At 59.8% G+C, this 22,982-nt stretch carries 22 protein-coding genes and 1 tRNA gene; 16 read left to right on the top strand and 7 right to left on the bottom strand.

The genetic code is table 11. The features are described from left to right. Positions 1-4: 4 nt before the first annotated feature. Both QZ498_RS01305 and hisD read right to left on the bottom strand, forming a co-directional pair. Positions 5-994, bottom strand: a complete 990-nt coding sequence (locus QZ498_RS01305; RefSeq protein WP_294619453.1) for a GlxA family transcriptional regulator — start codon at positions 992-994, stop codon at positions 5-7. A 388-nt stretch (positions 995-1,382) separates the two neighbouring features. Beyond that, on the bottom strand, positions 1,383-2,687 hold the full coding sequence (hisD, locus tag QZ498_RS01310) for a histidinol dehydrogenase (RefSeq protein WP_294619455.1): 1,305 nt from the start codon (positions 2,685-2,687) through the stop codon (positions 1,383-1,385). A gap of 155 nt (positions 2,688-2,842) precedes the next feature. Here hisD and QZ498_RS01315 point away from each other — a divergent pair, with 155 nt between their 5' ends. Next, a complete protein-coding gene (locus tag QZ498_RS01315; protein ID WP_294619458.1) occupies positions 2,843-3,241 on the top strand; it encodes a c-type cytochrome in 399 nt (132 codons plus the stop codon). Here the strand turns inward: QZ498_RS01315 and QZ498_RS01320 are convergent, their stop codons facing one another. Together QZ498_RS01320 and murA are read right to left on the bottom strand one after the other, a co-directional pair. After that, positions 3,242-3,712: a DUF2948 family protein gene (locus tag QZ498_RS01320; protein WP_294619460.1), complete on the bottom strand. Its 471-nt coding sequence runs from the start codon at positions 3,710-3,712 to the stop codon at positions 3,242-3,244. Next, the gene (murA, locus tag QZ498_RS01325; RefSeq protein WP_294619462.1) at positions 3,709-4,977 is read right to left on the bottom strand and encodes a UDP-N-acetylglucosamine 1-carboxyvinyltransferase; all 1,269 of its coding nucleotides are present in this window, start codon (positions 4,975-4,977) and stop codon (positions 3,709-3,711) included. The genes QZ498_RS01320 and murA overlap by 4 nt, the downstream gene beginning before the upstream one ends. 251 nt (positions 4,978-5,228) lie before the next feature. Here murA and QZ498_RS01330 point away from each other — a divergent pair. From QZ498_RS01330 to QZ498_RS01360, 7 genes are all read left to right on the top strand, one after another. Beyond that, positions 5,229-5,303 (top strand) — tRNA-Thr (locus QZ498_RS01330). Positions 5,304-5,455: 152 nt separating this feature from the next. Next, complete coding sequence (locus QZ498_RS01335; RefSeq protein ID WP_294619464.1) at positions 5,456-6,502, top strand: rod shape-determining protein; 1,047 nt, start codon at positions 5,456-5,458, stop codon at positions 6,500-6,502. Positions 6,503-6,540: 38 nt separating this feature from the next. After that, complete coding sequence (mreC, locus tag QZ498_RS01340; RefSeq protein WP_294619466.1) at positions 6,541-7,467, top strand: rod shape-determining protein MreC; 927 nt, start codon at positions 6,541-6,543, stop codon at positions 7,465-7,467. After that, entirely contained in the window at positions 7,460-8,032 is a 573-nt protein-coding gene (locus QZ498_RS01345) for a rod shape-determining protein MreD (RefSeq protein ID WP_294619468.1), read from the top strand. Before mreC ends, QZ498_RS01345 begins: the two co-directional genes overlap by 8 nt. After that, positions 8,029-9,948 carry a penicillin-binding protein 2 gene (mrdA, locus tag QZ498_RS01350; RefSeq protein WP_294619470.1) on the top strand — a complete coding sequence of 640 codons (1,920 nt, stop codon included), beginning with the start codon at positions 8,029-8,031 and terminating at the stop codon, positions 9,946-9,948. The genes QZ498_RS01345 and mrdA overlap by 4 nt, the downstream gene beginning before the upstream one ends. After that, positions 9,945-11,084, top strand: a complete 1,140-nt coding sequence (gene rodA / locus QZ498_RS01355; protein ID WP_294619471.1) for a rod shape-determining protein RodA — start codon at positions 9,945-9,947, stop codon at positions 11,082-11,084. The genes mrdA and rodA overlap by 4 nt, the downstream gene beginning before the upstream one ends. A gap of 4 nt (positions 11,085-11,088) precedes the next feature. After that, entirely contained in the window at positions 11,089-12,024 is a 936-nt protein-coding gene (locus QZ498_RS01360) for a glyoxylate/hydroxypyruvate reductase A (RefSeq protein WP_294619472.1), read from the top strand. On the opposite strand, the gene QZ498_RS01365 is transcribed toward QZ498_RS01360, so the two are convergent. Genes QZ498_RS01365 through QZ498_RS01375 form a run of 3 tightly spaced genes read right to left on the bottom strand, consistent with a single transcriptional unit; the run spans position 12,018 to position 14,270 of the window. Then, entirely contained in the window at positions 12,018-13,346 is a 1,329-nt protein-coding gene (locus tag QZ498_RS01365) for an MATE family efflux transporter (protein ID WP_294619473.1), read from the bottom strand. The genes QZ498_RS01360 and QZ498_RS01365 overlap by 7 nt on opposite strands. Then, positions 13,339-13,848, bottom strand: a complete 510-nt coding sequence (locus tag QZ498_RS01370) for a PaaI family thioesterase (protein WP_294619474.1) — start codon at positions 13,846-13,848, stop codon at positions 13,339-13,341. The genes QZ498_RS01365 and QZ498_RS01370 overlap by 8 nt, the downstream gene beginning before the upstream one ends. Further along, positions 13,848-14,270: a PaaI family thioesterase gene (locus tag QZ498_RS01375; protein ID WP_294619475.1), complete on the bottom strand. Its 423-nt coding sequence runs from the start codon at positions 14,268-14,270 to the stop codon at positions 13,848-13,850. Before QZ498_RS01375 ends, QZ498_RS01370 begins: the two co-directional genes overlap by 1 nt. Before the next feature lie 119 nt (positions 14,271-14,389). Between QZ498_RS01375 and QZ498_RS01380 the strand changes: the two genes are divergently transcribed. The 8 genes from QZ498_RS01380 (at position 14,390) to QZ498_RS01415 (ending at position 22,964) form a co-directional block, all read left to right on the top strand. Beyond that, positions 14,390-14,758 carry a MerR family DNA-binding transcriptional regulator gene (locus tag QZ498_RS01380; protein ID WP_294619476.1) on the top strand — a complete coding sequence of 123 codons (369 nt, stop codon included), beginning with the start codon at positions 14,390-14,392 and terminating at the stop codon, positions 14,756-14,758. A gap of 209 nt (positions 14,759-14,967) precedes the next feature. After that, on the top strand, positions 14,968-15,372 hold the full coding sequence (locus tag QZ498_RS01385) for a MerR family DNA-binding transcriptional regulator (RefSeq protein ID WP_294619477.1): 405 nt from the start codon (positions 14,968-14,970) through the stop codon (positions 15,370-15,372). Positions 15,373-15,399: 27 nt separating this feature from the next. Next, positions 15,400-17,196 carry an acyl-CoA dehydrogenase C-terminal domain-containing protein gene (locus QZ498_RS01390; RefSeq protein WP_294619478.1) on the top strand — a complete coding sequence of 599 codons (1,797 nt, stop codon included), beginning with the start codon at positions 15,400-15,402 and terminating at the stop codon, positions 17,194-17,196. Between the two features lie 21 nt (positions 17,197-17,217). Further along, positions 17,218-17,430, top strand: coding sequence for a hypothetical protein (locus tag QZ498_RS01395; RefSeq protein ID WP_154150026.1), 213 nt, complete (start codon positions 17,218-17,220; stop codon positions 17,428-17,430). 18 nt (positions 17,431-17,448) lie between these two features. After that, complete coding sequence (locus QZ498_RS01400) at positions 17,449-18,585, top strand: acyl-CoA dehydrogenase family protein (RefSeq protein ID WP_294619479.1); 1,137 nt, start codon at positions 17,449-17,451, stop codon at positions 18,583-18,585. Between the two features lie 295 nt (positions 18,586-18,880). After that, a complete protein-coding gene (locus QZ498_RS01405) occupies positions 18,881-19,516 on the top strand; it encodes a glutathione S-transferase family protein (RefSeq protein ID WP_294619480.1) in 636 nt (211 codons plus the stop codon). Between the two features lie 15 nt (positions 19,517-19,531). Continuing rightward, positions 19,532-20,743, top strand: a complete 1,212-nt coding sequence (locus QZ498_RS01410; RefSeq protein ID WP_294619481.1) for an acetyl-CoA C-acetyltransferase — start codon at positions 19,532-19,534, stop codon at positions 20,741-20,743. Between the two features lie 25 nt (positions 20,744-20,768). Further along, on the top strand, positions 20,769-22,964 hold the full coding sequence (locus QZ498_RS01415) for a 3-hydroxyacyl-CoA dehydrogenase NAD-binding domain-containing protein (RefSeq protein ID WP_294619483.1): 2,196 nt from the start codon (positions 20,769-20,771) through the stop codon (positions 22,962-22,964). Positions 22,965-22,982: the final 18 nt, after the last annotated feature.

Genomic DNA, 22,982 nt, shown 5'->3' on the forward strand with positions numbered 1-22,982 from the left:
GCACTTATCCGACACAATGGCCATCATATCCCTTGCGAATAGCTTTCGGAGAGACGCCGCTCCATGATTTGAAGGCCCTGCTGAAATGCGCCTGACTTGAAAAGCCGGTCGTTTCCGCCACCGTTTCCAATGATTCGGTCGTTGCAAGCAAGCGCTCACGGGCGCGTGCCAGACGAAGGTTCAAATAGAACCGCGACGGCGTTTCGTTCAGCGCCGCAAGAAATTTTCTTTCAAGCTGGCGTTGCGACAGTCCGGCCAACTTTGCAAGATGGGCCACTGTGACCGGCGACGACAGGTTCTCGTCCATCACTCGGATCACGCGCTCCAGCCGCTTGTCATGCAGGCCATAGCGCCAGCCTATGTCGCTGCGCTGGCTGACATGACCGGGCCGCAATTCGCCATGCAGGAACTGCTCGGCCACATCCTTGGCCACGGATGGGCCTTCCCGTCGCGCGATCAATTCAAGCATCATATCCATGGAACTGGCTCCACCAGCCGCAGTGAATATCTTGCCATCGATGCAGAAAAGATCCGTGCAGGCGATGACGTTGGGAAACGAGTCCGCCAGTGTCTCAAGCCGTTCCCAGTGGGTTGTGACACGGCGGTTGTCAAGAACACCCGCCGCGGCAAGAAGCAGGGCACCGTTGCTTATCGCACCAATCATTTTGTCCTGCCGCCGTAGCTTGCGAATATGCCTCAGAAGCCTCTTGTTGTCGTATTTCGCAAGTTCAAGACTTGCGACAATGATCGTAAGGTCACAACTCGGCGCATTGTCCAGATCAAAATCCGCTTGAATTTCCAAACCGTTACTGGCTGGTACGGGGCCTTCCTCGGTGCCCACGATGCTCCAGCGATAGTGGTTGCCCCCCAATAGCCGGTTGACCGATCGCAGAGGCTCGATTGCCGAACTCAAGGCAAGCATGGAGAACTCCGGGATCAGCACATAGCCGACATGAAACGGTTGAAGAATGCCCGCGTTCTCGTTTGCTGTCATCCCACTCAACATACAATCACCGTAGCTAAAGCCGCTCATTTGTCCAGATATCACACCGCTGCCAGATCGACCTCAATCTCCGCATGGCGCGGCACTCTCGCAGCTTGTCTGAAGTAACCGGGACGATCCCTTGCCAAGGCGAAACCTGCCGCGTCCAGGTGGTTTCATAGCGCAGGAAAAAGCAGCTTGAACGAGAGAGGAATGCGTCGCGCACAGCTGTGACCGAAAACGTACGAAACTCCTGTACGTTTCGTACAAAACCCTGCGGACGCTCCGTTAATCTGCCGGGTTACAGATCAAGATACCGACGCAATACCGACGTTATACCGACGTGTTACCGAGCGGGGTTTTTGTTGTTAACCAATGGGTTAGGGGCGATTCGTCCGCCCTACCCCTCGTTAAGCTGATTCAACCGCGCCCGTACACTCAATCCATGCGCCTCCAGACTCTCGGAAATGGCGAGAGTTTCGGCAGCGGGGCCAATAGCGCGCAGGGCTTCCGGGGTCATCCGGGCCAGCGTTGTACGCTTCACGAAATCCATGACCGACAGCCCCGATGAGAACCGCGCCGAGCGCGCCGTGGGCAGCACGTGGTTCGGCCCACCGACGTAATCGCCAATGGCCTCGGGCGTCCAAGCGCCAAGGAAAATGGCCCCCGCGTGAGTGATTTTTTCGGCCAAACCTTCGGCATCCGCCACGCAAAGCTCAAGGTGTTCAGGCGCGATACGATTGGACAATTCCGCCGCTTTATCAATGTCTTGCACCGTGATGATTGCACCGAAGTCGCGCCAGCTTGCCCCGGCAATCTCGCGGCGTTCAAGGCTCATCAGGTTGCGTTCAATCGCCGCCTCCACGGCTTTGGCCATGGCCGGGTCATCGGTGATCAGGATGGCCTGCGCGCTCTCATCGTGCTCGGCTTGGCTCAGCATATCCAGCGCCAGCCAATCGGGGTTGTTGTCCCGGTCCGCAATGACCAGGATTTCCGACGGCCCCGCGATCATGTCGATCCCCACCTTGCCGAACACCCGGCGCTTGGCCGCGGCGACAAAGGCATTGCCCGGCCCAGTGATTTTATCAACTGGATCAATAGTTTGGGTGCCATAGGCCAAGGCCGCCACTGCCTGCGCCCCGCCGATACGATAGATCTCGTCAACGCCTGCGATCTGGGCCGCCAGAAGGACGAGCGGGTTGGCCTGACCGTCCGGCGTGGGCACCACGATGGCGAGCCGCTCCACCCCTGCCACCTTGGCCGGAATGGCGTTCATCAGCACCGAGGACGGGTAAGACGCCAAGCCCCCCGGCACATACAAACCCGCTGCCGAAACCGGCGTCCAGCGCCAACCCAAGGTGGCGCCGCTTTCGTCGGTCCAGCTTTCGTCGGCGGGCATTTGCCGCTCGTGATAGGCGCGGATACGTTCGGCGGCCAGTTCCAGTGCGTCCCGTTCATGCGCCGGAACTTGAGCAACCAACTGATTGATTTCATTATCAGAAAAGCGCAGCGTTTCGGGCGTCAGGTCCAGCCGGTCAAACTTGGCGGTCAGCTCGATCAACGCCGCGTCCCCCCGTTCACGCACATCCTTGATGATCGCGGCCACGGTCTCGTCCACATCAGGGGACTCTTCGCGCTTGGCACTCAGAAGAGCGGTGAACTGCACTTCGAAATCTGCGGCATCCGCATCAAGAAAAACCGGCATTTGAAAGCCTCCGTTGGTTGGTGCGTTCCCCTTAGACCGATGCGCCGCCAGCCTCAAGGCGCAGGGCGCGTTGACGATCATCAACACAATCCCGGCAAAGTTCTTCCAGGATGCTCTGGGAACGCGCGACTCCCTCATACACACGGAGAGGCACTATGATGTCATTCAAAAAGATCACCGCAACCACCCTTCTTGTTCTACTCGGGGCCGGGTTCGCCCAAGCCCAAGATTTGGGCAAGGAAGAATACATGAACAGCTGTGCCACCTGCCATGGTGAGATGGGAAAAGGGGCGGGTCCGCTGGCCGAATTGATGACCGTTCCGGTCCCGTCACTCACCAACCTAAGCGCCCAGAATGACGGTGTTTTTCCCATGTTGAGAGTCATTCATACTATCGACGGGCGGCCCGGCATCAAGGGGCACGGATACCCAATGCCCGTTTGGGGCAAACGGTTCGAGGCGGATGTCGAAGATGCCGGACCATATGGTTCCGAAACCCTGATACGGGGCCGGATTCTATCCTTGGCGCTTTACCTTGAGTCGATACAGGAGTGATCAGAGGTCATGATTGGGTGCCCTCCCCGAGGGCGCACGATAAGGGCGCGTGACATCCTTCAGCGTGACTTCAAGCGCCTCGATCTCAAGCCGGATCGCCCCATCGCCCGCCAAAGTCAGGATCAAATGCCCGCTGCCTTCCTCGCCCGGCTCAAAGGTGACAGACAGCAGCGAAAGAACGGTATCGCGGTCATTGCGGTCGATGCCCTGACTGGCGACGCGCAGAACGTTGTCGATCACCAGAAGCGATTGCACGCGCTCAGGGGCGTGGCGGGTGCGGCCTTGGTCTTCCCAACGGAAGCGATTGATAAGAATGGCAAATCGCTGCTCGCCCGCGCGCCAGGTCATCTCAGAGATCGGGAAAACGGCGTCTTGGGAAAGCGACGAGATAACCTGCAAATCCTCGGGGTCCATGGCCCCGAGGTTCAGCGGGGCCTCGGCCCCGTCTTCGAACTTGGCGTCTTCGCTCACTGGCCTGAAACCCTTTCGATATGGGCGCCGACATTGCCCAGTTTTTCCTCGACCCGCTCATAGCCGCGATCAAGGTGATAGACGCGGTTGACGATGGTTTCGCCCTCGGCCGCCAACCCCGCAAGGATCAGCGAAACACTGGCGCGCAGGTCCGTGGCCATGACGGGCGCCCCCTTGAGGCGCTCGACCCCAGTGACAGTCGCGGTGCCGCCCTGCACGTCGATCTCGGCCCCCATGCGCATCAGTTCAGGCGCATGCATGAACCTGTTTTCAAAGATTTTTTCCTCCAGAACGCTGGTGCCTTGCGCGGTGCACATCAAGGCCATCATCTGCGCCTGCAGGTCTGTCGGGAAGCCGGGGAATGGCTCGGTCGTCACATCCACGGCGCTCACGCGACCGTTGCGCCGGGCCACCTTGAGGCCTTTATCCGTTTCCGCCACCTCGATACCCGCCGCATCAAGTTTTTCGCAGAAGGCCCCCAGAAGGTCGATGCGCCCGCCAAGGCACTCCACCTCGCCGCCACAGATCGCCGGGGCCAGCATGTAGGTGCCGAGTTCGATCCGGTCGGTGACAACCGGGTGCGTCGCGCCGCCCAGACGATCTACCCCTTGGATGGTGATCGTGTCAGTGCCATCCCCCTCGATCTGCGCGCCCATACGGCGCAGGCAAACGGCAAGGTCAACGATCTCAGGCTCACGCGCGGCATTCTTCAGAACCGTTGCCCCCTTGGCCAGCGTTGCCGCCATCAGGGCGTTTTCCGTGGCCCCCACGGAAACGACGGGAAACTCGAAGGTGCCCCCCTTGAGGCCGCCCGGAGCTTTGGCATGCACATAGCCTTCTTTCAATTCCAGTTCCGCGCCCATGGCCTCAAGTACCTTGAGGTGCAGGTCAACAGGCCGCGCGCCGATGGCACAACCGCCGGGCAGTGAGACCACCGCATGACCGTCGCGCGCCAGCATAGGCCCAAGCACAAGGATGGACGCGCGCATTTTGCGTACAATATCATAGTCAGCCACGTGGTTGTTGAGGTCATGGCTCGACATCACCAGAACTTGCCCACCTTGCAGCTGCGACACCTCGCAACCAAGCGATTGCAGCAGGGCCGACATGGTCTTGATATCCGACAGGCGCGGCGCATTGGTCAGCGTCAGCGGTTCATCGCTGAGAAGCGTGGCAGGCATCAACGTGAGACATGCATTTTTCGCCCCCGCAATCGGGATCTGGCCGTTCAAGGGGCCATTGCCCTTCACGATAATCGAATCCATCGGTTATTTGTCCTTCTGCTCGGGCGTCTCAGCCTTGTCGGGTGCCGTGCGGGCACGCGTTTGCGCCTTACGCCTTGAAAGGTTGGCCTTCAAGGCTGCTTTGAGGCGTTCTTCGCGTGCATCGGCCCGTTTACCGGGCGTTTTCTGGGACGTCTTTTTTTCCATACCCCCTTCCTACAGCACCCATAAAAAAGCGTCCAGATAACCCTTGCGCAGAACCAAAGAAGGGTCTAAGGAGCGCGCCACGAGTTGCTGCTGTAGCTCAGTGGTAGAGCGCACCCTTGGTAAGGGTGAGGTCGGGAGTTCAATCCTCCCCAGCAGCACCATTTCTCCTTTTTGGCGGATTGACGCGCATGCAATCCGGGGCGAGCAAAAGTGTCCCTTTCGCAGGGCGCGGAGCCACTCTATAAGGGCGACGGCCCTTCTCATGCCGAGTCGCGGCCCGATTATCTATTCGGATCACAGGACGCCGACGCAAATGCCGATTTTCAATAATATTCCCAGCTTGTTCTCGTCGGACATGGCAATCGACCTCGGAACCGCGAACACGCTGGTCTATGTCAAAGGCCGTGGCGTCATCCTGTCAGAGCCATCCGTGGTGGCCTATCACGTCAAGGATGGCGTGAAAAAAGTACTGGCGGTGGGCGAAGACGCCAAGCTTATGCTGGGCCGGACACCGGGCAGCATCGAGGCGATCCGCCCGATGCGCGAAGGCGTGATTGCCGATTTCGACACCGCCGAGGCGATGATCAAGCACTTCATCCGCAAGGTGCACAAACGCTCGACCTTTTCGAAGCCAAAGATTATCGTTTGCGTTCCGCACGGCGCAACGCCGGTTGAAAAACGCGCCATTCGTCAATCGGTTCTATCCGCCGGCGCACGCCGCGCAGGCCTTGTGGCCGAGCCGATCGCCGCCGCCATCGGCGCGGGGATGCCGATCACCGATCCCACCGGCAATATGGTGGTCGATATCGGCGGCGGCACAACCGAAGTTGCGGTCCTTTCGCTGGGCGATATCGTTTACGCGCGTTCGGTGCGTGTTGGGGGCGACCGGATGGACGAGGCCATCATCAGCTACCTGCGCCGTCAGCAGAACTTGCTTGTCGGTGAATCCACCGCCGAACGCATCAAGACTTCTATCGGGACGGCACGGATGCCCGACGACGGGCGTGGCGCCTCGATGCAAATCCGGGGTCGCGACTTGTTGAACGGTGTGCCCAAGGAAACCGAGATAAGTCAGGCCCAAGTGGCCGAAGCCTTGGCCGAACCGGTGCAAACCATCTGCGAAGCTGTTATGACAGCTCTTGAAGCAACACCGCCCGATCTGGCCGCGGATATCGTGGATCGCGGTGTAATGCTGACCGGTGGCGGTGCGCTTCTGGGGGACTTGGACTTGGCCCTCCGCGAGCAAACCGGGTTGGCCGTGTCGATTGCCGATGACAGCCTGAATTGCGTGGCGCTTGGCACTGGCAAGGCGCTCGAATTCGAAAAACAGCTCCGTCCGGCGATTGACTACGATAGCTGACAGGCGCAGATTCTAGTTCCACAGGCGAAGGGAAGACTTTGGCCAGGGACCGCGCACAACAGGACGACTACACAGGGCCCCTGAAGCGATTGCTGATCGGGCTCCTTTTGCTGTGTCTTGTCGGAATTTTCCTCGTTTGGCGTATCGACAGCCCCCGGGTGGAACGCTTCCGCGCGCAGGTGGTCGACCACGTTGTGCCCAGCTTCGATTGGGCCTTGGCCCCTGTGACGGGGGCGGTGAATATCCTGCGGGATTTCCAAAGTTATCAGCGGCTTTACGAGCAGAACCAAGAACTGCGCCGCGAATTGAAGAAGATGAAGGCGTGGAAGGAAGCGGCAGTTCAGTTGCGCGATGAAAACGCCCGATTGCTTGACCTGAACAATGTCCGGGTCGACCCGCGCCTGACGTTCGTGACCGGCGTGGTGATGGCCGACAGCGGCTCGCCCTTCCGGCAGTCTGTCCTGATCAACGTCGGCGCGCGTGACGGAATAATGGACGGATGGGCGGCGATGGATGGCCTTGGTCTTGTGGGCCGCATTTCCGGCGTCGGGCAGAATACTGCGCGGGTCGTTCTGCTCACGGATACCTCAAGCCGCATGCCGGTCACGATCCAACCGTCCGGTCAGCGCGGTCTTGTCATTGGCGACAATACCATCGCTCCGCCGGTCAGCTTTATCGAAACGCCGGATCAGGCCCGGCCCGGCGACCGCGTGCTGACATCGGGTGATGGGGGCGTTTTCCCCGCGGGCCTTGTCGTAGGCCGTTTGGCCGAAGACCCCGGTGGCCGGATGCGCGTGCGCCTCGCCGCGGACTATGAACGCCTGGAGTTTCTCAGGGTTCTGCGCAGCTATGGCTATGAAACCATAGAGGACCCCGGTGCCCTGCTCGTACCGCAAGACGCGCCCCAAACTGGCGAAACCGCGGGTGCAGAAGGTACCGCCGAGGAGGAACCGGCGGATGGCTGAGCGCAACACGACACGTCTATGGGGCAAGCGCCTGGTCTATATCGTGTTATGGCTGGTGCTCATATTTCTGCATCTGTTGCCGTTGGGAATGGTGCGGCCTTCTCCCCTCTCTTCACCCTCCCTGCTGGAAAGCATCTGGGCGGGGCCGGACCTGCATTTGGCCATCACCTTCGCCTGGGTCCTCAGGCGCCCTGAATACGTGCCCTCGCTTTTGATTGCAGGCACCTTTTTGATGTCGGACCTGCTTTTGCAGCGTCCGCCGGGATTATGGGCCGCATTGGCCTTGTTGGGCAGTGAGGCCCTGAGGTCGCGTGCCCGCGCGCTTCGCGATCTGACCTTTCCCATGGAATGGCTGAATGTCACGACAATCCTGATTGCCATGTTCCTTGGCTACCGAGTTATCCTTGGTGTTATGATGGTAGAGACCGGTCCGCTTTCCCTGACCATGGTGCAGGCCATTGCGACGATCGCGGTTTACCCGGTGGTTGTCGTCCTTTCACAAGTACTCTTCGGGGTGCGTAAGCTCGCCCCCGGCGATATCGATGGCATGGAGGCACGTACATGAGGCGGCCCGGGCGCGATAACGCACAAAGCCAGAAGGCAATCACCCGGCGCGGCTTGATCATTGCTGGCGCGCAGGCTCTGTTCATGGGAGGGCTGGCGCTTCGCATGCGATACATGCAGGTGGATCAGGCTGACGAATTCCGCCTTCTGGCCGATGAGAACCGTATCAGCATCCGACTACTGCCGCCCGCGCGCGGGCGCATTTTCGACCGCAATGGCGAGGTCGTGGCGGAGAACGTACCAAGTTATCGCATCACGATTGTTCCCGAGGAAGCCGGCGATTTGGACGATGTCATCGCCCGCCTTGCCCGGCTTGTGGAGCTGGACCCTGAAGAACTCGAACGCGCGCAGCGCGATTTGAAGCAAGCGCGCGGCGATACGGCGGTGACAGTGGCCGACCGTGTGAGTTGGGACGACATCAGCCGGGTTGCTGTCAATACCCCTGCCCTGCCTGGCGTCGCGCCCGAGGTGGGCCTGTCTCGGCGATATCCGCACCGCGGGGACTATGCCCACATCGTGGGCTATGTCGGACCATTCGCCGACCGTGATCGCGAGCGGCTTGACGCACCTGAACAACTTTTGCGCATTCCGCGCTTTCAGGTTGGCAAATTCGGCATCGAAGCGGCACATGAAAACCAACTACGCGGCAAGGCCGGTACAAAGCGCGTTGAAGTCAATGTGCGTGGCCACGTCATGCGCGAACTGGAGCGCCAAGAGGGCCAACCCGGGACCGATGTCCAACTGACCCTCGACTCGGGCCTGCAATCCTATGTCACTGCGCGGCTCTCCGGCGAAAGTGCGGCGGCCACGGTGATGGATTGCGAGACAGGTGACATAGTTGCCTGCGTTTCCTCCCCCAGTTTCGACCCTAACCTTTTCGTGCGGGGTATTTCCGTTCCCGATTACCGCGAGCTTTTGGAGAACAAGTACCGGCCACTCCCCAACAAGGCGGTTCAGGGCATTTACCCGCCCGGGTCGACCTTCAAGATGGTCACGGTTCTGGCCGCCTTGGAAGCCGGCACGGTAGATCCGGAGGAAACCGTATATTGCCCTGGGCACCTTGAGGTGGCGGGTCGCCGTTTCCATTGCTGGAAGCGCGCAGGCCACGGAAACGTCGATTTGCACCGCTCACTACGAGAAAGCTGCGACGTTTATTATTACGAATTGGCATTGCGGACCGGGATCGAGAACATCAGCGCCATGGCCAAGCGTTTGGGCCTTGGGGTCAAGCATGACTTGCCGCTGACCTCGGTCGCCGCCGGTCTGGCCCCGACAAAGGACTGGAAACGCCGTGTACGTGGGGCCGAATGGGTTATCGGCGACAGCGTGAACGCGGCCATCGGTCAAGGCGACGTGCTGGCGTCGCCGCTTCAGCTTGCGGTCATGACAGCGCGTCTGGCCACCGGGCGGTCGGTCACCCCGCGTGTCATCAAGTCCATTGACGGTGTCGAAAGCCCGACGGGCCATGGCGACGATATGGGGCTTAATGAGAATAACTTGCGGCGGATTCGACAGGCGATGTACGCGGTGTCCAACAACCGCAGGGGCACAGCCTATGGCAGCCGGATCATCGAGGATGCCTTCCGCATGGCGGGCAAGACCGGCACCAGTCAGGTTCGTTCGGCCGTGGTCGACAACAATTCCGTGCCTTGGGAAGAGCGTGACCATGCGCTCTTCGTGAACTACGCGCCCTTCGACGCCCCGAAGTACGCGGTATCCGTCGTCGTCGAGCATGGCGGCGGTGGCTCGAAAGCGGCAGCACCGATCGCCCGCGACATCACCCTTCAAGCCCTATACGGCGAGGACCCGCCCTTGGCGGCTTACCCATCGAAAGATCGCGGGCGTATCCGTTCGCAGCAAGAGGAACTGCGGCGCGTCCGTACCCGGCCCGACGGCGATGGAAGTGATCGGGCATGAGTTATCTTGAATACACCGTCAAGACGACACCAACCGGCCTGCGCAAGGTGCTCTATCTCAACTGGCCGCTCGCAATCCTTTTGACGGCCGTGGCCAGCGTCGGCTTCCTGATGCTGTATTCGGTTTCCGGCGGATCCTTCAGCCCATGGGCCGAGCCGCAAATGAAACGCTACGCACTTGGCTTTGCCGTCATGTTCATCGTTGGCCTGGTCCCGATCTGGTTCTGGCGCAACATGGCCGGGGTTGCCTATGGCCTCTCGGTCTTGCTTTTGCTGGTGGTGGAATTCTTCGGAACGAGCGCCGGCGGGTCGCAACGCTGGATCGACCTTGGATTCATGCGGCTACAGCCCTCAGAATTGATGAAGATCAGCCTGGTCTTGTTCCTAGCAGCTTATTACGACTGGCTACCTTTGAAGAAAAAATCGCATCCTCTGTGGGTTCTCATCCCCGTCTTGATCATCCTTTTGCCTGCCGGACTCGTATTTGCACAGCCCGACCTTGGGACCGCGCTTTTGCTGATCTTCGCGGGGGCAACGATGATGTTCTTCGCCGGCGTACACTGGGCCTATTTCGCCGTCGTTATTTCGATGGGTGTCGGGTTGGTCGTGGCGGTTTTCCAATCGCGTGGCACCTCGTGGCAAATCCTCAAGAATTACCAGTATGACAGGCTGGACATTTTCCTTGATCCATCCTCGGACCCGCTCGACACCGGATATCACATCACGCAGTCCAAGATTGCCCTTGGGTCCGGCGGATGGACGGGCAAGGGTTTCATGCAAGGCACACAGTCCCGGTTGAACTTCCTGCCTGAGAAGCACACGGATTTCATCTTCACGACCTTGGCGGAAGAGTTCGGGTTTGTTGGAGGTTTCTCCCTGTTGCTGCTATATGCGCTGATCCTGCTTTTCTGCATCTCGACAGCGCTTGCCAACCGTGACAGGTTCTCATCCCTGATGACGCTTGGAATCGCGACAACCTTCTTCCTTTTCTTCGCGGTCAACATGTCGATGGTCATGGGAATGGCCCCGGTTGTGGGCGTGCCCCTTCCGCTGGTCAGTTATGGCGGTTCGGCGATGTTGATCTTGATGCTGGGGTTTGGCTTCGTCCAAAGCGCCCATATTCACAAACCGAGGTAATTTCATGCCGCTCAACATCCTGTTTGCCGCCAGTGAAGACCGCTGGCAGGCCTACGAGGCCCCCTTGCGTGCCGCCTTGTCCGAGGTCGGTCATGGTGATGCCAATCTGGCCATGAGCATTCCAGCCGCTCAGGTCGATTATATCGTCTATGCGCCAAGTTCGGATGTGCAGGATTTTAGGCCGTTCACGCGCACGAAGGCGGTGTTGAACCTATGGGCCGGCGTCGAAGGGGTGGTTGGCAATGAAACCCTGACCCAACCCTTGGCGCGGATGGTGGATGACGGGTTGACCCAAGGCATGGTGGATTGGGTCGTAGGCCATACCCTGCGGCATCATTTGAACACCGATCTGCATGTGATGAACCAAGATGGGGAGTGGCGCAGCTATGTGCCGCCACTGGCCACCGATCGCCCGGTCACCGTTCTGGGCCTTGGCGCACTTGGTCAGGCTTGCGGAAAGGCATTGGCCGGGTTGGGCTTTCCAGTTACCGGGTGGAGCCGAACACAAAAAGATGTCGACGGGCTGCGCTGTCTTTCGGGTGAAGAAGGTCTGGAACAAGCGCTGTCCGAGTCCGAAATCGTGATCCTTTTGTTGCCGCAGACACCGGGGACCGAGAACCTTCTGAACGCCGAGCGACTGGCAACGCTGCCCAAGGGTGCCATGATCATCAATCCGGGTCGTGGACCCTTGATTGACGACGACGCGCTCTTGGCCGCCCTGGATCGCGGCCATATCGGCCATGCCACTCTGGACGTTTTCCGCGAGGAGCCTTTACCGGCCGAGCACCCTTTCTGGTCACATCCCAAAATAACTGTCACACCGCATATCGCCTCGGAAACCCGTCCGCAAAGCGCCTCGCGTGTGATCGCCGAAAACATCCGGCGCGGTGAGGCGGGGGAGCCCTTTTTGCATCTGGTGGACCGCGATCTGGGCTATTGACGCCTGTCGGCGGCCCGCTCAAGCGCCGGGTAACGCAAGCCGAGGGTCACAGCCCGCGCCACGAAACTAATCAACAGCGCCAGCCAAAGGCCGTGGTTGCCAAACAGTGGGATAAGCAGTGCCGCCGTGATGGCGTAGGTCAGCAGGCTCAGGGCCATCATGTTGCGCATGTCGCGGGTGCGTGTCGCGCCGATAAAGATACCGTCCAGCATATAGGAGCCAAGGCCCAAGACCGGTGCGATCACCATGTATGGCAAATAGATGCGCGCCTCAGCTTGCACGGCGGGGACCTTGGCCATGATGTCGATGATGTACCCCCCCATGACAGCGAAGCCCGACGACAGGATCACGACGCTGACAAGCCCCCAAAAACTGCTGATCTTGGCCGCATGGCGAAGATGGCGGCTATCCCGGCGACCAAAAGCATTGCCAACCAAGGCCTCCGCGGAAAAGGCGAAGCCGTCTAGCGCATAGGCGGTGATGTGCAAGAACTGCAAGAGCACCTGGTTCGACGCGAGGGTAACATCACCAAAATCCGCACCAATGAACAGGAACGACAGGAAAATGGCCTGCAACATCAGGGAGCGTAACAGGATATCGCCATTCACCTGTCCCATGTGGCGCAACGCCTGAGGGTCGAAGACGCGCGGCCAATCGCGCCATGCCGGGACATTGAATGCGTCCCGGCACAGCCACAGGCCAAGCGCCACGCCACCCCACTCGGCAAGGAAGGTCGCAAGGGCTACGCCCTGCACACCCCAGCCAAGGCCCAGCACAAACCACAGATCCAAGCAGATATTGACGCCGTTCATCAACAACTGAATCGCTAGAACGGCCCGCGTCCGCTCAAGCGCGATGAGCCAGCCGGTGATGCCATAGATGGCGATCATGGCCGGCGCACTCCAAACCCGGATGCTCAGGTATTCGTAGGCGAGGCTTTCAACTTCGGCACTTGCAGGCGCGAGGAGAAAGGCCCCGGCGAATAGCGGCCCCTGAAACACAATGATGGCAAGGCCACCGGCCAAGGCAATCATCAGCGCGCGGGTCAATAGCGCGGCCACCTCGCCGCTTCGCCCACTGCCATGCGCCTGGCTGGTCAGGCCTGTTGTGCCCATACGCAGAAAGCCGAAAATCCAATAAAGCGCCGAAAGGATGATCGCCCCGATCCCTACCGCACCAATTGGCGCGGCCTCACCCAATTGGCCGACAACGCCAGTATCGACGGCACCGAGAATCGGAACCGTGATATTGGCCAGAAGAATGGGCAGGGCGATTTTCAAAACCCGTTTGTGGGTGATCGCTCCCGGGCTCGGGTCAAGCATCCGGCCGCGGCATCAGGAAATGCCCCGAGGCCTGCGCAAAGGGGCGTGCGCGATTGTCTTGCCACGCCTCGACATGAACACTGGCATATCGGCGACCGGAACGCGCCACTTGGGCGCGGGCATAGGCATCGCGCGGCAGACCAGAGCGCAGGTAGTCAACGGTAAAGTCGATGGTCTTGGGCAATCGCGGCAGTTTGCCGTGGGCAAGCAGTTCCGGATCAAGCCGACCGCTTTCGATCTCATCCCAAAGCATGGACCAACTTAACCCGATGATCGCGGTGACCTCCAGAAAGGCGGCTGTTGCCCCACCATGAAGGGCAGGCAAGAGCGGGTTGCCGATCAGTTTGTCCTGAAACGGCATCAACGCCGTGAGTTCGTCACCGCGCCGGTCGAATTCGATCCCAAGAAACTGACTGTATGGGATACCGTGAACAAGCGCATTCAGCGCCGCATCACGTCGCTGCTTGACCACTTGGACGGGCTCGGGACGGGCGCGCGCCATCACTTGGCCTCCACGGTAAAGGTTCCGGTGGCCGTGGCGACGGGACGGTTTTCGTCATCATCCATGGCCCGCGCACGCACGAAGGCGACAGAACGAGTGATGTGATAGCATTCAGCCCGCGCCTTGATCCGCTGGCCGGGTGTGGCCGGGCGCATGTAGTCGATACGCAGATCAATCGTGGCCGTGGCACCCGGGTTCTTGGGGTGACTCATGGCCGCCGCACCGCAACATGTATCCATGAGCGCCGAAACCGCACCACCATGGATCACACCGGTCTCCGGGTCGCCAATGAAACGCTCGTCATAGTCCATTATTATTTCAGCAGCCCCCTCACCGATCTCGGTTAGTTGCATCCCGAGGGCCTCGGAATGGGGGATAGCGCCAATGAATTGCTCGGCGATTTTTGTCTTGTCGGGGCTCATGCCTGTATCCGCTTGGTGGTTTCCCTCCCTTTATGGGCCTTAAGACGGGCGGGCTGCAAGGCCAGCGGTTGCCCTTGCCGCTTCGGCGTCCTACGGTTTGAACAAGGGAGGCTTGAGCGATGTCTGAGAACCGCCTGTCGTTTAAGGAGATGTGCGCGAAATTCGACGTAACGCCGCGCACCTTGCGATATTACGAATATATCGAATTGCTTCACCCTGACCGTGAGGGACGGTCACGCTACTATGGCGCGCGCGAAGTGGCCCGGATGACCCTTATCTTGCGCGGACGGCGGTTCGGCTTCTCACTGGAAGAAATCCGCCAATGGCTTTTGATCTATGAGCATGAAGGCACCGCGGCCCAAATGCGCAGCTGGATCGAACTGGCAGACCGTCAGTTGGCCGAACTGGCGGAACAACGGGCGCAGTTGGACGAAGCGATTGATGAACTGCAATCCCTGCGGGACGAAACGGCGAAGAGTCTGAGCTAGACCTTCTTTGGCCGACGCGAAGGCTTGCAAGATCGGTTGTCGTTATGACGCCACGGCAACGAAATTTCGCCTGCCGGCGACTTACCTTTATTGATCTTACGTAAACTTTAAAGTGACGTGACGTATCTCTTACGTCAAGCGCGCAGCGTGTTGTATCGAATCCGAAAGACGCACAAATCAGCCTTGCTGACCAAGCAAGAGATATAGCGATGACACATGAGAATACGATGACAATCCGCGAGATGTGTGACGCCTTCGACGTCACACCGCGTACCCTGCGGTTTTACGAAGCCAAGGAACTCCTGTTCCCTCTGCGCGAGGGACAGAAACGGTTGTTTACCAAGCGAGACCGCGCGCGCCTCAAGCTGATCCTGCGTGGCAAGCGCTTCGGCTTCAGCCTTGAAGAGATCCGGCAGCTTTTGGACCTTTACGACAAAGGTGACCAGCAACTGACCCAGCTGACCCAGTCATATGAGATCGCGCAGGAGCGTCTGGTTGATCTGGAGCGTCAACGCGACGAACTGGAAACCGCGATTGCCGATCTGCGCGACCAAATGCGTTGGGGCGAGAAAATGATCGCCTCGATCCGTCAGTCCAAGAAAGCCGCCGAATAATCCGGCACCACGTCAAGGGAGAGAGCCATGCCAACCTATACCCCGCCCACGAAGGACATGCAGTTTGTGCTGCACGATGTGTTGAATGTGTCGGACTCGGATATTCCGGGCTATGACGAGCTTGACCGCGATTTCACCAATGCGGTTCTGGACGAAGCTGGCAAACTGGCCTCTGAAGTTCTGGCGCCGCTGAATACGGTTGGCGACAAGCAGGGTTGCACCTTGGAAAACGGCGTGGTCCGCACACCCGACGGGTTCAAGGAGGCCTTTGACCAAGTGCGCGAAGGTGGCTGGACCGCCCTTGATTGCGACCCCGAATACGGCGGCCAAGGCCTGCCCTATTTGATGTCCACGGCTGTTGGTGAAATGCTCTCGGCGGCGAACATGGCCTTCAACATGTATCAGGGTCTGACCCACGGCGCCTATAACGCCCTCCACGCCCATGGCTCGGACGAGCAAAAGCAGAAATATCTGCCCAAGATGGTCACCTGCGAATGGGGCGGCACCATGAACCTGACCGAGCCGCATTGCGGCACCGATCTGGGGCTAATTCGCACCAAGGCCGAACCGGCGGGTGACGACACCTACAAGATCACCGGGCAGAAAATCTGGATTTCGGCGGGTGAGCACGACATGTGCGACAACATCATTCACCTTGTGCTGGCCAAACTGCCCGACGCGCCCGAGGGCGTGAAAGGCATCTCTCTGTTCATCGTGCCCAAGTTCATGGTGAACGACGACGGCAGCCTTGGTGAACGCAACTCGCTGTCCTGTGGCGGCTTGGAAGAGAAGATGGGCATCCACGGCAACGCCACCTGCGTGATGAACTACGACGGGGCCACCGGCTTCCTCGTGGGTGAGCCGCACAAAGGCATGCGCGCCATGTTCACCATGATGAACGAAGCACGCCTTGGCGTGGGTCTGCAAGGCTATGCCCAAGGCGAGGTTGCCTATCAAAACGCGCTTGGCTTCGCTCTGGATCGTTTGCAGGGGCGCGATGTTACGGGCGTGCAAGCGCCTGACAAACCCGCCGATCCGATCATCGTGCACCCCGATGTGCGCCGCAACCTGATGGATCAAAAGGCCTTCGTCGAAGGCGCGCGGGCCTTCACCTTCTGGGGTGCCTCGATGATCGACGCCAGCCACCGCAAGGGCGACGAAGACGCCGAGCAGATGATCTCGCTCCTGACGCCAGTCATCAAAGGTTTCCTGACCGACAAGGGTTTCGAGACCACGGTCCTGGCGCAGCAAACCCTAGGCGGCTCGGGCTTCACCCAAGAATGGGGCCTGGAACAGTTCGTCCGCGATGCTAGGATCACAATGATCTACGAAGGCACCAACGGCATCCAGTCGCTTGACCTCGTGGGGCGTAAGCTGGCGCAGAACGGCGGCAAGGCGATCATGGCCTTCTTCGATATGATGAAAGCCTACATCAAGGACAACGCAGGCCAGGATGAGGCCTTCGATGCACAATTCCTTGAGCCGCTGAAAGCCGCCAGCAAGGATTTGCAGGCCGCTGGCATGTACTTCATGCAAAACGGCATGAAGAACCCCAATAATGCGCTCTCAGGCTCTTACGACTTCATGCACCTTTTCGGGCATGTCTGCCTCGGGCTGATGTGGGCCAAGATGGCCAAAGCCGCGAAAGGCGCGCTTGACGGCGGGGCGGGCGATGCGGCCTTCTATGAGACCAAGATCGCAACCGGCCGCCACTACATGGCCCGCCACCTGCCGATGACCGCAACGCACCTGAAGCGGATCGAAAGCGGCGCGGATACCGTCATGGCGCTTGAGCCCGAACAATTCGCAAGCGCGGCGGGCTAAACACACAAAGGAAGGACAGACATGCCAAAACGCTTTCGCCTCACACGCCGCTTCAACGCCGCGATGACCGAGGATGGATACCGCCGCCTGCGCCGCTTTGCGCAAGAGGCCGGTTTGGACGAAGGCGAGGCGCTGTCCTTCCTGTTCGAGAATTTCGACAGCGTGATCAACGAAGATACCTTCGGGCACCGCCTGCGTATCTTCAATTCCGAGCTGGAGGCGCGCAAACGCTGACGACGGGAGGAGGGCCCAATGTCCGCATGGATGACTGACGAGCACCGGATGCTCGCCGATATGACCGCCGATTTCATCGGCACCGAATGGGCGCCGCATTTCGAACGCTGGCGCAAAGCCGGTGAGATGGATCGCGACATCTGGCAGCAAGCCGGGGAACTGGGCCTGCTTTGCCCCTCGATCCCCGAAGAATACGGTGGCGCGGGTGGTGATTTCGGCCATGAGGCCGTGATCTGTATCGAACAAAGCCGCGCCAATCTGGCCAGCTGGGGCAACCCGATCCATTCCGGAATCGTGGCGCATTATATCCTTGCCTACGGCAGCGAAGAGCAAAAGAAACGCTGGCTGCCAAAGATGGTCTCGGGCGATATGGTAGGGGCTTTGGCGATGACTGAACCCGCCGCAGGCTCGGATGTGCAAGGCATCAAGACCAAGGCCATTCGGGACGGCAATGCCTATCGGCTCTCGGGCCAAAAGACCTTCATCACCAATGGCCAGCACGCCGATTTGATCATCGTGGCGGCCAAGACAGACCCCAAGGAAGGGGCCAAGGGAACGTCGCTCGTCGTGGTGGAAACCGACGGGGCCGCGGGCTTTTCTCGCGGGCGGAACCTCGAGAAAATCGGCTGTCACGCGGCTGACACCTCGGAGCTCTTCTTCGACAATGTCGAAGTGCCGCCCGAAAACATCCTCGGCGGCGAAGAAGGCAAAGGCTTCTATCAGATGATGGAGCAACTGCCTCAAGAACGCCTTATCATCGCCTGCGGCGCACAAGGGGCAATGGAAGGCGGCGTTGCCCGCACCATAGCCTATACCAAGGAAAGGCAGGCCTTCGGCGGGCCGCTGACACAGTTCCAGAACACCCGCTTCAAGCTGGCCGAATGCCAGACGAAAACCACCGTGGCCCGTGCCTTCTTGGATGAATGCATCGCCGAACACCTGCGCGGTGAACTAAGCGTCGAAAAAGCCGCCATGGCCAAGTATTGGATTACCGATACACAGGGCGAGGTTCTGGACGAGTGCCTGCAACTGCACGGCGGCTATGGCTACATGGCCGAATATGACATCGCGGAAATGTGGACAGACGCCCGCGTGCAGCGCATCTACGGCGGCACCAATGAGATCATGAAAGAGTTGATTGCGAGGGCGCTATGACTTGGCACGCCGCGCATATTTCCAAGGTCGAACCGGGGGTTTCACACCCCCGGACCCCCGTGGAGTATTTCTGGAAAGATGAAGGGCTACGGTCCACCCTGCCCGGCGCACGGGCCTACTGGCATCAGGCGCCGGAACAGGGCTTCACCTTTCACGGCCATCGGCTCTCCAGCCTGTACCGCATCCAGAATGGAACTCGAAATCCGTTAAGGAAAAGTGAAACTCCATCCGCTTCATCTTTCCCAAAATACTCACATTCGACAGGTGCCAAAAGCACCGCATTAGGAGGGACGGCATGACCATCAAACTCTATTGCATGGGCGAGTCAGGCAATGCCTATAAGGCCGCGCTTGCACTTGAACTCGGCGGTCTCGACTGGCAGCCGGTCTTCGTCGATTTCTTCGGCGGCGAAACCCGCTCGGACGCGTTCCGCAAGATCAACGTCATGGGCGAGGTGCCGGTGATGGTGGATGGCGAAGAAACCTTCACGCAATCGGGCGTCATGCAGTTGTATGTCACCGAGAAGACCGGCAAGTTCGGCGGCGCGATACCTGCCGAAGCGCGAGAGGTCATGCGCTGGATGTTCTGGGACAATCACAAGCTCAGCTCCCAAGCGGGCATGACGCGCTTCTTGATGAACTTCCTGCCCGAGAAAAAGCGCCCTGCCGAGGTGATCGGCTTCATGCAGGGCCGCCTCAAGGCCGCTTACATGACGCTGGACGCGCATCTTGTGGGCCGCGATTGGATCGTGGGTGATGCCATCACCAATGCCGACATCGCCTGCTGCGGATACCTCTTTTACCCCGAGCCTTTCGGTTTTGACCGCAAGGATTGGCCGAACATCGACCGGTGGCTTTCGAACATCGAAGCGACCCCCGGTTGGAAACACCCCTATGACCTGATGCCCGGCGCCCCCGCGGACCGGGCCTGACCCAAGGAGATCACGATGACCGACGCCTATATCTATGACGCCGTCCGCACCCCGCGCGGCAAGGGCCGCAAGGATGGCGCCCTGCACGAGGTGACCGCCGTTCGGCTGTCGAGCCAAGTGCTCAATGCGCTGAAGGACCGCAACGGCCTTGAAGGTCACGCCGTCGAGGACGTGATCTGGGGCAATGTCACGCAGGTGATGGAACAGGGCGGCTGTCTTGCCCGAACTGCCGTTCTGGCCTCGGAGCTTGACGAGTCGATCCCCGGCTTGGCGATCAACCGGTTCTGTGCCTCTGGCATGGAGGCCGTGAACCTTGCCGCGAACCAAGTCATGGGCGGCGCAGGCGAGGCCTATATCGCCGGCGGAGTCGAAATGATGGGCCGTGTGGCCATGGGCAGCGACGGCGCGGCGATTGCCGTGGACCCAAGCGTTGCTATGGAAACCTATTTCGTCCCACAGGGTATTTCGGCCGATATCATTGCCACCGAATACGGCTTTAGCCGCGATGATGCGGATGCATTGGCTGTCGAAAGCCAAAAACGCGCGGCAGCGGCTTGGGAGGACAACCGCTTTGCCAAGTCGATCATCGAGGTGAAAGATCAAAACGGCCTGACCATCCTTGACCACGACGAATACATGCGCCCCGGCACCGACATGCAGGCGCTTGGCAGTCTCAACGCCAGCTTCCAGCAAATGGGCGAGGTGATGCCCGGCTTTGATGCCGTGGCCAAGCTGAAGTACCCGCATCTGGAAAAGATCAACCACATCCACCACGCCGGGAATTCCTCGGGCATCGTCGATGGCTCGGCGGGTGTGCTGATCGGCAGCAAGGAGTTCGGCGAGAAATGGGGCCTCACGCCCCGCGCCCGCATCCGCCAGACCACCAAGATCGGCACTGATCCCACGATTATGCTGACCGGCCCGGTCCCTGCTACACAGAAAGCGTTGAAAGACAGCGGCATGGCGATCTCGGACATTGATCTCTTTGAGGTGAACGAGGCCTTTGCCTCGGTCGTGTTGCGTTTCCAGCAGGCCTTCGATGTCGACCCAGGCCTTGTGAACGTCAACGGCGGCTCGATCGCCATGGGCCACCCGCTGGGGGCCACGGGCGCCATCATCATCGGCACGCTGCTGGATGAATTGGAGCGCACCGACAAAGAGGTTGGCCTTGCCACGCTCTGCATCGCATCCGGCATGGGTGCCGCCACGATCATCGAGCGCGTGTAAGACGCCGACAACAGGAGATTGAGACATGACTGATTTCACCATGGAAAAAGGCGCCGATGGCGTCGCCATCATCACCTGGGATGTGCCGGGCAAGTCGATGAACGTGATGTCGATGGAGGCATGGCCGGTTCTGGAAGGCCTTGTCGATGACGCGCTGGCCGATGATGCGGTCAAGGGGATCGTGATCACCAGCGGGAAAGAAGGCTCCTTTGCCGGGGGGATGGACCTGAACGTCATCGCCAAGATGAAGGAAATGGCCGGTGACAACCCCGCACAGGGCCTGATGGATGGGCTGATGAACATGCACTCCATCCTGCGCAAGATCGAGCGCGGCGGCATGGACGACAAGAACAAAGGCGGCAAGCCGATTGCCGCCGCTTTGCCCGGTACTGCCCTTGGCATCGGCTTGGAAATCCCTTTGGCCTGCCACCGTATCTTCGCGGCCGACAACCCAAAGGCCAAGATCGGCCTGCCCGAGATCATGGTCGGCATCTTCCCCGGCGCGGGCGGCACGACGCGACTGGTGCGCAAACTGGGTGCTATGGGGGCTTCGCCTTTGCTGCTCGAAGGGAAACTCAACGACCCAAAGAAAGCCAAAACCGCCGGGGTGGTGGATGAGGTCGTCCCTGCCGACGAACTGATCGCCAAGGCCAAGGAATGGATCTTGTCAGAGCCTACATTCGTCAAACCGTGGGACGAAAAGGGCTACAAGATGCCTGGCGGTGCGCCGTATCACCCCGCTGGATTCATGACCTTCGTGGGTGCCTCGGCCATGGTCAACGGCAAGACCCAAGGTGCCTTCCCCGCCGCCAAGGCTTTGCTTTCGGCGGTCTACGAAGGTGCGCTTGTGCCTTTCGACACAGCCCTGAAAATCGAGGCGCGTTGGTTCACCAATGTCCTGATGAACCCCTCGTCATCCGCGATGATCCGCTCGCTTTTCATCAACAAGGAAGCACTTGAGAAAGGCGCGAACCGCCCCGATGTTCCGGACCATAAGGTCAAGAAGGTCGGCGTCATGGGCGCGGGCATGATGGGCGCGGGCATTGCGCTTGTCTCGGCCATGGCCGGGATGGAGGTTGTCCTGATCGACCAAAAGCAGGAGGCCGCTGACAAGGGTAAATCCTACACCGCCGATTACATGGATAAGGGCATCAAACGCGGCAAGGCGACCGAGGAGAAGAAAGAGAAAACGCTTGGTCTCATCACCGCCACCACCGATTACGCCGCGCTTGAGGGCTGTGATCTGGTGATCGAAGCGGTGTTCGAAGACCCCGGCGTAAAGGCCGAGGTTACAAAGAAGGTTCTGGAAGCCGTCGGCGACGATTGCATCTTTGCCACCAACACCTCGACCCTACCGATCACGGAACTGGCCAAAGCCTCCGACAAGCCCGAGCAATTCATCGGCATCCACTTCTTCTCACCGGTTGAGAAGATGATGCTGGTCGAGATCATCAAGGGCAAGGAAACCGGCCCGCGCGCCGTGGCCAAGGCGCTGGATTACGTCCGGCAAATCCGTAAGACCCCGATCGCGGTGAACGATGCGCGCTTCTTCTACTGCAACCGCTGCATCATCCCTTACATCAACGAAGGCATCCGCATGGTGTCCGAAGGCGTGGCACCCGCGCTCATCGACAATGCCGCACGCCAACTGGGCTTCCCGGTGGGGCCGCTGCAACTGGTCGATGAAACCTCGATTGATCTGGGGGCCAAGATTGCCCGCGCCACCCGTGCCGCCATGGGCGACGACTACCCCGATGAAGCCGTCGATGAGGTGATCTTCTGGATGGAAGGCGAAGGGCGCTTGGGCCGCAAGGCAAACGCCGGGTTCTTCGACTACGACGAGAAGGGCAAACGCCAAGGGTACTGGGCCGGACTGGCGGAGAAATATCCGCAGGCCGAAGATCAGCCCGACCTGATCGAAGTTCAACATCGCCTGATGTTCGCTCAAGTCCTCGAAGCGGTCCGCGCACTGGAAGAAGGCGTGCTGGAAGACATCCGCGAAGGCGACGTCGGCGCGATCCTCGCGTGGGGCTTTGCCCCGTGGTCGGGGGGCCCCTTCAGCTGGCTGGACATCATCGGCACGCCTTATGCCGCCGAGCGTTGTGACCAACTGACCGAGGCGCATGGCGCGCGGTTCACCTGCCCTGATCTGCTGCGCGAAATGGCCGATAAATCCCAAAGTTTCTACGGACGCTTCGGGTCACAGGCCGAAGCCGCCTAAGCGGAACACCGTAGCCCC

Source organism: uncultured Roseovarius sp., from assembly GCF_913057115.1.
Taxonomy (GTDB): Bacteria; Pseudomonadota; Alphaproteobacteria; order Rhodobacterales; family Rhodobacteraceae; genus Roseovarius.